This is a genomic window from Bacillus sp. 7705b (assembly GCF_002289525.1).
GTDB classification, from domain to species: Bacteria; Bacillota; Bacilli; order Bacillales; family Bacillaceae; genus Bacillus; species Bacillus halotolerans.
In genome coordinates this window covers 1-11438 of sequence record NZ_NSDH01000011.1, presented here as the reverse complement: position 1 = coordinate 11438, position 11438 = coordinate 1, and the positions used below count along the sequence as shown (strand labels likewise).

Here is an 11438-nt window from a genome sequence, read left to right as displayed (position 1 = left end):
GGAGGAAATCATGAAAATATCTCTATAAACATATGAAAAGGTGGAATGTACGTGCAAAAGCTCAGGATTCAAATAAGAGAAAAAGCAAATGACGAATTATACGATCTATTGCTGCTCGCCGATCCGTCGAAAGACATTGTAGATGAATATCTTGAAAGAGGAGAATGTTACACAGCTTGGGCCGGTGATGAACTTGCCGGTGTTTATGTATTGCTAAAAACAAGGCCGCAAACAGTTGAAATTGTAAATATTGCCGTAAAAGAGTCTCTTCAAAAGAAGGGTTTTGGCAAACAGCTTGTCCATGACGCCATCGAAAAGGCAAAGGAGCTGGGTGCGGACACGATTGAAATCGGCACGGGAAATTCCAGCATTCATCAGCTTTCTCTCTATCAAAAATGCGGTTTCCGCCTGCAGGCCATCGATCATGATTTCTTTACCCGACATTATGATGAGGACATTTTCGAAAACGGCATTCAATGCCGTGATATGGTGAGACTTTATTTGGATCTTTAATGAAAGAGCTGCCGTATGATAATCGGCAGCTCTTTCATATAGAAATTAAAAAAACTGATTCGCTTTTTTCCCGGCATCCCGTTGCATTCCCTGCCTCACTGACAGTATGAAAAAAGTCAGCACGAGGGTCAGACCGACAGCCAGAAAAATATAATCAGCGTCCATAAACACAAGAAGCACTGTATAAACAGCTGCTGAAAGAGGTTCTCCCATCTTTACAATAGAAAAAATAAGCGCGAAAATTCTTCCGAAGTATTCAGTCGGAACAGTCTTTTGAAAAAACAGAACTGTTTGCACATCAATATACGAGATAATAACACCTAGTATCAAAAAAATGACAGATTCAAGCCCGCTAAGCTGAAAAAACAAAAACATTATGAGCAATCCGACAGCTGTTAAAGTTCTGGGATAGAGCCGTTCAAGCCGCTTAGTATTCCACTTAAAAAATACAGCAAGATTACCTAAGAGCATTCCGCCCTGAAACATTGCATACATGACGGCGAACCATACTGAATAGTTTTCATGAAAACGTTCCACTGCAAGAATCGGCCCCATAACCGAAATAAACCCGGCAATAACAAGATTCACGATAAAAAAATAACCGACAGAAGTCATCCAAGATGAGTTGCCTTTCAGCATTCTGTATCCTGTCTTAAGGGCTTCTGCCCCTTTGCTTTTTAGGCCGGCAGGTTCTGAAATGTGGATAACTGCAATCAATGCAGCGGATACAAAAAAGGCGGTTCCATTAATGAAAAACAGCAGCCCGAACGGAATGGCCGCAAGTAAAACGCCGCTGATCAGCTTTCCGACGATCAGACCAATAAGTTCGCTTGTATTCATTAAAGATGTCGCTTGATCTAGATGTTTCTGAGGGACAAGTATCGGGATAAGCGCGACTTTCGCCGGGGAAAAGAGCATCGATTGTAGCGATAAACAAAATGCGCATACACCGATGATCCATACAGTTAAAAAACCATTTGCGCTAAGGACTGCCAAGAGAATCATAATGACTGCCCTTCCTGTATTACACATATACAATATGGTTTTTTTTCGTAAAGAATCAATTAAGGGGCCTGTAAACATTCCGAAGGTCAGGGGAACGAGCTCGATAAAAGAAATCACCCCGACCAATATTTTGCTTCCGGTCAAATCGAGTACAAGAAGCGGCAGCGCGATGAGCCAGACGCCATCCGCCGCGGAAGAAAATACTTGTGCAGACCAAAGTTTTGCATAATTTGGTGTTCGATATGCCGAATCACGGCCGTTTTTGATCTTCATCAGAAGCACCGCCGAACCATTCTAATGTTCTCCATGATTCTTTTCTTTGTGTATAATCCTCTTCCATCACTTCAAATACGATACCTGTGCCATCACCGCGGTGTATCTCTTTTAACATCTCTGCTGCTTGTCTGAGCAATGTTTCATCTATCGTTCCTTCTGCAGGATGACGCCCTTCAAAACAGCGGACACCTCCATGCGGGAAGGCTAGCTGGCAAAACGAACTGAAATGATAATGTTTAATGCTGTCCTTTAAGGAAAGAAATTGAAAAAAGTCAGGGTATCTCAGCTTTTCATTCCTGAACATAAGTGATGATGATAAATGTGTCTGATAGGTAATGGCCCAATGACACAGATCCCATGTAATCCCGATATGTTTTAAACCGAGCTGAATCAGTTCCTCAAAATCCTCAGGATAAATGAATATCGGGTCAAAGTCTTCGCCCAGATTCCCGATAATCGGCAGATTTTCGACTCCAATCCATATATCTGTTCCTTTTAGCTCTTCATCAAACTCTGCAAAAAATTCAATGACTTTTCTGCGGTTTCCTTCTAAATCATAGCCTTGAAATTCTTCAACGGACATAAATTGATTGGCATGAACAATTATCCCCTTGGCGCCATATACATCCGCAAGCTCTGCAAAATGAAGCAGACGGTCCTTTATATGCGCTTCATGAACATAATCCGCATTGTCGGTGGGAAAATGAAGTGTCAATAATGACGGCTCAAGCTGTTTTGTGTAATCAAGTGTCCGCTTGAAGGTTTTCACATAATCTGTTGCTTCAAACGATTTTCCGTCAAAAATATTGGCTTCAAGGCCGTATCCTGCTTCGACCCACTTTTTATCAATTTGCTTCGGGTCTAACCCGAAAAACGGTATTTGCGCAATCATCCGTCACCACGTCCCTCTCACAAGCATAAAAGCTTCTGCTGCAGAAAAACCGGATTTAGCTCCCCAAACATATGCATTATTTTCAATCGCTTGCAAGGACCGCGGATGCGGGAAATCCCTCAGCTCCGAATCGTAGCACGCCATAGCCTTCAGCTTCAGTTCAAGCTCTTCTTCTATATTAATGAAGAAATTCGCGTGGAATTGATCCTTATTCAAATAGTTCCACTCTGTCGAGGATAATGTTTCGTATGCCAGGACCTGTTTTACGGAATGACCTGGAAGCGGGCGGGTTGCCGTCATCACCGCTCTGAATACTACGGTATGGTCAATATTAATATCACCGCCGTATTGTGTATATACAATATCCGGCTGAAAGCGTTCAATTTGTTTTTCTGCTTCTTTTACGACATCCAGCAAATCCAGTGAATCAAGCCTGTTATCAGGAAGATTTAATCTGACAAAATCGCTTATGCCGAGCGTGCTAAGCGCTTGTTCCGTTTCACTATAGGAATGCTGCATGAGCGAATCACAAGGTTTTTCATAGTCTTCTTTTCTGGACGATTTTCCCTCAGCCATAATGACAGCCGACACACTGTCTCCTTGACGGACATGTTTCGCCAGAGCTCCGCCGACGCCGATAATTTCATCGTCCGGGTGCGCCGCAAATACCATTACTTTCATTATATTGTCCCCCTTTGATTAACGTTTCGGAAATATCCGCCCCGCAATTCATAAGCATATCAAGCATAGAGAGATGAGGAATGTGCTCTCCGAATAACTGCGGATAATGTATTGTCTTGATTTGCTGGTATTCGATTGTAATTCCGCTTCTATCAAAATCACTTTCTATTAAATAGTCTGATCCTTGGCTGCCTGAATAATAATGATCAGCCCCTAGTTCCTTACAAAGTGCGAGCACAAAATCACTCTTTTTTTCATTCCGGCATTCGAGCTCCGAAACATAGCAAATTGGCGTTGAAATACGAAGTTCACGCAGAAAAAAATCAATGATGTACATATTCAAATCGTGAAGGTACTCCCATTCCTGCTGATAGACATCTTTAAAAAACATTTGATATTCCTCGAAATAGGGAGCCTTTGCATAATTCATTTTTATCGCCATCCAGTGTTTCTTTCGCCAGTCTTGTTCTTGATCAATTTTCATATCACGTAGCTCAATATCCTTATAATTTTTCATCTGCAGAGGAACAGTCAGCCACGTAGGGCCTTGAGACGTTTTTATCCTGTTCCGATTGAGAAATCCTTTTTTCTCAAACTGGGCTGTATCGTGAATCGCAAATACATCTGATTTATGAATTTTTTCAAAAAAACCATACCAAGGGAGATAACTGGACTGATGGCCGCTTACCACTTTTACTCCGTTTCTGTGAAATGTCGACATCGTTTCTCTTCAGCTCCCCAATATCGTTTCGGTCTGGCAATTTCTTTACTGTGAGAATATCCAAAATCAACCCATTGAAGCTTCTTGTCGATGGCGAATGATAAAGCGTTCCGCATTAACAGATAAGAAGCCTGCGTTTCTTTACCGGCAAGGCTGTTTACATTCTGCCAATAATAGAAATGAGAATGGTCATATAGAAAAATACTGCTGCTGATCATTTCATTCTCAAGAAATGCCCCTACCCAAAAGACTTGTCTGCCAAGGCTTTCATGCAGCCTCTGAAAAAAATCCTGGCTTAGCATATATGCTGCGCCGATAGCTGCTATATGCGCCTTATACAAATCGTAAAACTCATGAATCGACTCCTGTCCGATTAAGCGGACGGATACATTTTTCTTTTCCGCATATCTGACTGCAGTCCGTGCTTTTCCCGAACAGTTTGTCCATAGCTCTTCAAATGTATCGGGAAGCGATAAAATATGAGTTGTTTTCTCTTCCCATTGTTCTCCCGATTCTTCGATAAAAGGAGTTTGGTCATGCGGAAGCAGGAGCCGCGATAGTTTCTGTCCAAATAATGCTTTGATTTCACTTTGCAGCCATTCGAATGAAATTGGACGGTCTGAAATGACGCCGCCGTATCCTATCATATTACCGCTGAGCGAGCCATTCTGCTCAAACACCGGAACATATATCACTTGTCCGCCGTCCGATGTCAGCCTGACGGGGTGAAACGAGGTATTGGGGAGCTCTTCCATGAGCTTCCCCCAATCATAGCTTTGAAACAACCCAGCCTGAAATATGTCAGCAGCCCGATCCCATGCTTGAGGCGTTACGGAAAATGCTGTTTTTTCCACGATATATCACCAACATTCATTTCTTATTCTTTTGCTTTGCATACGTTAAAACAGTTTCAGCAATATACTTCACCTGCTCTGTGCCAAGAGGCGGTTTGAATGGCAGCGAAAGAACTCTTTTCCAAAGAGAATTTTCATCCTCAAGTTGTGAATAAGGCTGATATAGCGGAATCAGGTGAAGAGGAAGGTAGTTCCAGCATGTTTGAATGCCTTTTGCCGCTAAATAAACGGAGCAATCGTACCTTTCGCCTTCATGAGGAAATACGATTGTCAAATAGTTCAGGCTCTCTCCCGCCTGAGGCTGAATCATCTTGATCCCGTATAACTCTTCGGCCTCCGCAAAAATGTATCTTGCCGTCTCCAAATTTCTTGATGAGTCTTTCACCAACCGCTCCATCTTGGACAGCTGGTATTCGATAATGGCTTGTCTCACCGGATGCATTCGCAATAAAGGGACAGTAGCAGGTTTTTTCGGAAGGACTTCAAGTTTGCTCGTTTTTAAAGAAGTACGAACACCTGCTTTTCTGAATAAGAAAGATAGAGCCTTAGAACTCATCAAGGCCTGCATTCGCTGCTGTCTCTTATAAGCATCATAATCAGCATCTACTTGCTTTCGCTGTTCCATCGGCAGCCTGCTGATTTTGTCCAGCACATCTTTCCGAGCGATTAATGCTCCGCCCCCTATACTGCCGAGAGGCTTTGACATTCCAAAGCTCAAGATACCGAAATCCCCCAAACCGCCTGCAAATGTTCCGGCTTGTTTTGTAAACATAGCCTGAGCAGCATCGTCGATGACACGAATACGCTTCTCTTTCGCCCACTCAATAAGATTCATGTTTTCCTTCCGACCGTAGACGTGTGTCAAAATGACAGCGCATGTCCTCTCGGTCACTTTGTTTTTCACATCTTCAAAAGACAGGGATAAATCATCATCCAGATTAGCGAAAACTGGAGAAGCCCCGGATTGAAGCACAGCATCAATTACATTCGGACAGCTGAAAGAAGAAAAAATAACTTCTTTTCCAGGCTCCGCTCCGGAAAGTTTCAGTGCAAGCACCAACGCCGCACTTCCGCTCGAAGTCAATTCGATACCCTTTCCATAGCGTTTTTCCAGTTTTTCTGCCAACCTGGTTTTTTTAGCTGAGATGAAATGAGTGAATGCCGGGAAAAGACTTCTGCCTGAAAGCTGCCTCGCATAAATGGGAAACTTGATCTGTTTGGGATTCTCAGGATAATGGAAGTTTTTGTTTTTGTCTTTCAACTTTAATCATCCTCAGGCCTTCATCAAGGTGAACTTTAGGAGCATATCCAAGCATTCGCTTTGCCTTCTCGATGGAAGGAGCACGTTTGAAAATTTCAATGTCTTTACCTCGGACACCATCCTCACCCAGCTTTTTAAAGGTGTAATTCTCTTTCTTCCTGCCTGTCATTACGTTGATTTTCTCTGCCAGCCCTTTTATGCTGATGGGCATATTGTTTCCTATGTTGAAATCTTCAAAAACACTGCCTTTATGCAGAAGTGCCAGATATGTTCCGTTAACGATATCACTAATGTAGCTGAAGCATCTGATTTGGCCGCCGTCTCCATAAAGAGGAAGCTCTGCACCAGATTCAGCCAAACTGAAGAACTTGTTAATGACAAAGTCCTCCCGCTGCTTCGGGCCGTATACATTAAAGTACCGGACAACTCTGACATTCAACGAGTTTGATGCCTGCTCCCTCAAATATTCCTCTGACTTCAATTTTGCTTTTCCATAAGCAGATTTAGGGAGCTTCTTACTCGATTCCGTATACGGATAATCGGGTGAGTCCCCGAATACCTCTGAGCTGGAGGAAAAAAGAAGGGTTTTGATGCCTAGCTCCTTGCATACCTCCGTTACGTTTTTCGTTCCCTCAAAATTTACCTTGATGACGTCCTCTTCATTGCTGCGGCAGCTGTCTACTCCGACCATTGCCGCTAAATGAACAATAGCATCTGCTCCTTTTAATGATTCCTTAAGCGATTGCCGATCTAAAATATTCGTTTGTCGGAACTCCGCCTGAAAATCCGGCTTTTTTTGATCAGCGATGATCGCATGATAGCCTTTATTCTGTAATAACCCGGCTAATTCACTTCCTATAAAGCCTGCTCCACCTAAGATAGCAATGTGTTTCATTGTCCGACCTCCTGGCTTAAAGATAAAACATCTTTAATTGATTGAACGATATATTGACAATCTTCCTTCGATAGCTGGCTATAAAGAGGCAGTGATACAATTTCAGGAAAGATGCGTTCAGTTACCGGCAGCTTTGCGGGAAAATGCTCACTATAGTAGGGATGCATATGCACAGGGATAAAGTGGACACTCAAGCCAATATTTTTCGCTTTCATATTTTCAATAAACTGGTCTCGCTCCATTTCCCCGCGTTTTTTCACCCGCAGAATAAACAAATGCCAAGAGTGGGTGATATGGCTGGGGATGTCTGTCAAAGGAAGTTCTGCTCTTTCTGATTGATTTGTAAGCTCAGACGCATAATACTTTGCGATTCTTGTCCGTTTTTCTTGGATCTCAGCAGCACGTTTCAATTGAATGAGCCCGAGCGCAGCCTGGATATCTGTCATGTTGTACTTAAAGCCGGGAAGTAAAACATCATATCGCCAGCTGCCCTTTTCACCGTATCGATTCCAAGCATTTTTTGTAATGCCATGCCACCCATACAGTCTCGCTCTCTCGGCTGCCTCTTCATCCTTAAGAATAAGAGCTCCTCCTTCTCCCGTCGTAATATTTTTGGTTGCATAAAAGCTGAAGCATACTGCATCTCCGTGTGTGCCGATCATCTTCCCGTTATATCTTGTCCCAAGCGCGTGAGCGGCATCTTCAATCAAGTACAGTCCATTTTCCTTGCATATGCTGCTAAGCTCATCCAAATTTGCCGGATGACCTGCAAAATGGACCGCAATGACTGCTTTTGTGCGCGGTGAAAGTTTTTGCCTAACATCTTCCGGATCTATACATAAATCATCCTCGCAGATGTCCGCAAAAACCGGGGTTGCTCCGACATGCAAAATGACGTTTACACTTGAACAAAACGTGAAGCTTGGAACAATAACTTCATCGCCTTCTCCTACACCGAGTGCAAGCAATGCCATGTGTAAGGCAGCTGTTCCTGAATTACAGCTGATTACGTGTTCCGCGCCTAGATATTCGCCCAGCTTTTTTTCAAATTCAATCACTTTCGGACCTTTTGAAATCCATCCTGACTTGATTGTTTCGGCTACAGTTTCCAGTTCTTCGTTTGTGATATCAGGTCTGTGAAAAGAGATAAATCGTTTACTAATGGTAGTTCCCTCCTATAGTGTGACAAGCTTTGCATTGTCAGCCATTTTTTCTCTGCAAATATTTCTGGTATCGAAAATAATAGGGGCTGTATCCCGCAATATGCTGTAATTTATATCATCATGATCAGTATGAATAATGACGACATCATATTGGTTGATCTGCTCCTTAGTGAAAGGGACGGAGCGCTTGATGCTGCCGTCTTCCAGGCGAATTTCACTGATAAAAGGATCATAGTAATCTATCGTGCATCCCTTTTTCATCAGATCATCGATAATTGCAAATGCAGAAGACTCACGAGAATCATTGGTATTTTTTTTATAAGCAGCACCTATTAATAAAATGCTGCACGGTTCTTTATCAACCAGCTTCATGGCATAGTCGGACACTGAAAACGGCATTTCAGAATTAATTTCATCAGCTAAATCAATCAGCTTTGTCTGCAATCCCTTTTGATTGGCTATCCATTTAAAATAAAAAGGATCAATCGGTATACAATGGCCGCCTACGCCAGGGCCGGGGCTGAATTTTTGAAACCCGAACGGCTTTGTGTCTGCTGCATTGATCACTTCCCATATATCAATATCGAGTTCTCGGCAATTAAGTGCCATTTCATTGATGAGAGCTATATTTACATAACGGTAGGTATTCTCTAGGAGTTTAGCTGTTTCTGCTACTTCAGGTGAGGTTACTGGATGAATGCTTGCAACGATGGTGTTGTAAAACGCTGAGGCAAGTTTTGTACAATTCCGGGTCATTCCGCCGACCACTTTAGGAATATCGGCAACTTCATATTGGCTGTTCCCAGGATCAATTCGTTCAGGAGAATAAGCTATAAAAAAATCTGAGCCTATGTTTACCTGCCGCCCTGTTGCCATTCTATCGGCGATTTTTTGTTTGGTTGTACCCGGATAGGTTGTACTTTCTAAAATTAAGAGCTGATTTGTTCTTCCGTAAGCCAACATACTGTCAACTGCACTGTCTATGTAGCTTAGATCGGGAATTTTATCTTTTTTGTTCAAAGGTGTCGGAACACATATCACAATAATGTCGCAGTGTTCAATGAGAGACATATTCTCACTCACTTGAAAACGCTCTGTTTGTAATACCGCTTTTAATTGGTTATCGTCTATATCCCGAATATGGCTGTGCCCGTCTTTCAGCAAAGAAACTTTTTCGCTGTTCCTATCGAAGCCGATGACGCTGTATCCTTTATTGACACATTCCAATGCAAGAGGAAACCCCACATATCCCATCCCTAATACACCTACAACAGCCTGTTTTGTTTCAATCAATTCTAAAAGCCGCTTATGACCTAGGTTTCGAGCTTCTTGTGTGACAGGATTCATTTTTGGACCCCCTATAAGATAGAAAAGGATATATTTTTACAAAATTAAACAATTATCGATCGATACTGCAATTATAACAAAAGTAAAAAAACGGTAAATGAGTTTTGTATCCTTTTATTTCGTAGGACATTATGTTGTAATTTACTAGTAATTGGTATTTTACGTACCTATGATAAGGTATTTATTAGGAGAATGGTGAGAGAATCTCCCTTAATTGAAAGAATTTAGTGAAAAATTAAAAAACAGGCCGAAGCCTGTTTTTTATTCTATATTCGCCTCTTTTACAGCAGATAGCAAGAGCTGCCCCGCTTCCTTCAATCTATCTTTGCTGATATGTGTTATATTATCATTTTCAGTGTGATACCATGAACCAGGCTCTTGTGTATCCGGGCTGAGCCAAATCCAATTAGCTGAAGGTATGCCCGCTTCATAAAAAGACACGTGATCCGAGTATCCCAGTTGTGTGAGGCGGGGTGCTTCAAGCTGTGCTTTCCGGGCAGCGTTTACTGCATAATTGACACTTGCATTTTTTTTGCCATCCGGAGTGGTTATATACATTTGGCTGGCTTCTTTCCAGTCAGTCGCAATCATATCAGCGTTAAAGTTTGCCCGGCTGTGTTTGATTTCATCTGATGTAAGCGTACTGACATAATATGAGGAACCCGCTGACCACAGCTCTTCAGCTCCGAATAAGATAAAACGGATTTCTTTGTTTTTAGGAAGATCCTTGCTTTGCTTACTCATTTCCAGCACAGCAGATGTGCCTGATGCATTATCATCAGCCCCAGGTGCACCTTTAACTGTGTCATAATGGGCAGTTACATAAAGAATATCCGGGTGTTTTGTGTGCTGCGCTTTGCGTGTCGCTATTATATTCTGTGAAGTGCGGTTTTGATAGTTCTTAAATTGAATGACAGCCTGCTTTTCTTTCAGCAAAGCTTCTCCGTCTTCTTTTTTCATTCCCGCTGTCGGTATTGTGGTGTGTTTTGGTTTTACCGGACGGATCGCGAGAGGTTTTGTCTTGCGGTTATAAATAATGACAGCTTTCGCACCAGCATCTTGGGCGTTTTTTATTTTTTGAGATACTGATATTTTCCCCTCTCTAATAACGGCTATTTTTCCTTTTGCTTCTTTTACTTCAAGGTTTAACCCATAGCCTCCGTCAAAGACGGCAGCCTCTATTTTTTCTTCATCTTCCACAAAGTTCTTATCTGCTGAGCGTATTGGATATTCATGATCGCCTGCCATTACTGAACCAGTAAAATATGTTTTCACATGAAATGGCTGAATCCGAACAGTTAACCCCTCATCTTGAAGCCGTTTCGATATGTATGATGCCGCTTCTTTTTCTTTCTCTGTCCCTGTTTCTCTCGGACCTATGACTTCACTAAGCTCATGAATGGTTTCATACGCATGCTCTTCATCAAACAACGGGGCCATTTCAGACACAGAAAGAGGCTGCTTCTCATTCAGCTGTTCAGCCGAAGCTCCCCATATGACGCTTCCGGCCAGTGCTGCGGACATTAATATCAGTTTCATTTTTACATTCCTCCTCTTATTCACTCCTTTCTTTTCGGTTCTGCTGTGTTGATTCCTTTAAAAAGCAATAAAATGAATACTAATTACCAAATCAAGGTAATCAGATAGAAGGAGAGTAAGAATGACAGCTAGGAAAGTTTGCATAAAAAAAGCCGCCGAGACATATCTCGGCGGTCTTTTTATTACTTATTCAAGTTGTAGAAAGAGTTAATACCGTGGTATTGAGCAGTTTCAGCCAACTGATCTTCGATGCGAAGAAGCTGGTTGTATTTCGCAACACGGTCCGTACGT

At 42.3% G+C, this 11438-nt stretch carries 12 protein-coding genes; 1 reads left to right on the top strand and 11 read right to left on the bottom strand.

Annotated elements, in window-relative coordinates; all coding sequences use genetic code 11:
* Positions 1-45: 45 nt before the first annotated feature.
* The gene (locus tag CJU60_RS03865; RefSeq protein ID WP_081638366.1) at positions 46-513 is read left to right on the top strand and encodes a GNAT family N-acetyltransferase; all 468 of its coding nucleotides are present in this window, start codon (positions 46-48) and stop codon (positions 511-513) included.
* Positions 514-558: 45 nt separating this feature from the next.
* Here CJU60_RS03865 and CJU60_RS03860 read toward each other — a convergent pair whose 3' ends face one another.
* The 11 genes from CJU60_RS03860 to CJU60_RS03810 form a co-directional block, all read right to left on the bottom strand.
* Positions 559-1791, bottom strand: coding sequence for an MFS transporter (locus CJU60_RS03860; protein WP_095713005.1), 1233 nt, complete (start codon positions 1789-1791; stop codon positions 559-561).
* Positions 1769-2686, bottom strand: a complete 918-nt coding sequence (locus CJU60_RS03855; RefSeq protein WP_095713004.1) for a TIM barrel protein — start codon at positions 2684-2686, stop codon at positions 1769-1771. Before CJU60_RS03855 ends, CJU60_RS03860 begins: the two co-directional genes overlap by 23 nt.
* Before the next feature lie 3 nt (positions 2687-2689).
* A complete protein-coding gene (locus CJU60_RS03850; protein WP_024122884.1) occupies positions 2690-3367 on the bottom strand; it encodes a PIG-L deacetylase family protein in 678 nt (225 codons plus the stop codon).
* Positions 3330-4088, bottom strand: coding sequence for a WbqC family protein (locus tag CJU60_RS03845; protein ID WP_095713003.1), 759 nt, complete (start codon positions 4086-4088; stop codon positions 3330-3332). Before CJU60_RS03845 ends, CJU60_RS03850 begins: the two co-directional genes overlap by 38 nt.
* Positions 4061-4942 carry a GNAT family N-acetyltransferase gene (locus tag CJU60_RS03840; protein WP_095713002.1) on the bottom strand — a complete coding sequence of 294 codons (882 nt, stop codon included), beginning with the start codon at positions 4940-4942 and terminating at the stop codon, positions 4061-4063. Before CJU60_RS03840 ends, CJU60_RS03845 begins: the two co-directional genes overlap by 28 nt.
* Positions 4943-4958: 16 nt before the next feature.
* The gene (locus tag CJU60_RS03835; protein ID WP_095713001.1) at positions 4959-6203 is read right to left on the bottom strand and encodes an aminotransferase class V-fold PLP-dependent enzyme; all 1245 of its coding nucleotides are present in this window, start codon (positions 6201-6203) and stop codon (positions 4959-4961) included.
* Complete coding sequence (locus tag CJU60_RS03830) at positions 6169-7098, bottom strand: NAD-dependent epimerase/dehydratase family protein (protein ID WP_095713000.1); 930 nt, start codon at positions 7096-7098, stop codon at positions 6169-6171. The genes CJU60_RS03835 and CJU60_RS03830 overlap by 35 nt, the downstream gene beginning before the upstream one ends.
* Entirely contained in the window at positions 7095-8225 is a 1131-nt protein-coding gene (locus CJU60_RS03825; protein ID WP_024122889.1) for a DegT/DnrJ/EryC1/StrS family aminotransferase, read from the bottom strand. Before CJU60_RS03825 ends, CJU60_RS03830 begins: the two co-directional genes overlap by 4 nt.
* Before the next feature lie 48 nt (positions 8226-8273).
* On the bottom strand, positions 8274-9608 hold the full coding sequence (locus CJU60_RS03820; protein ID WP_095712999.1) for a nucleotide sugar dehydrogenase: 1335 nt from the start codon (positions 9606-9608) through the stop codon (positions 8274-8276).
* Between the two features lie 261 nt (positions 9609-9869).
* Positions 9870-11147, bottom strand: coding sequence for a M20/M25/M40 family metallo-hydrolase (locus CJU60_RS03815; protein WP_095712998.1), 1278 nt, complete (start codon positions 11145-11147; stop codon positions 9870-9872).
* 182 nt (positions 11148-11329) lie between these two features.
* Positions 11330-11438, bottom strand: a 109-nt coding sequence (locus CJU60_RS03810) for a hypothetical protein (RefSeq protein WP_141243759.1), incomplete at its 5' end; no start/stop codon positions are given.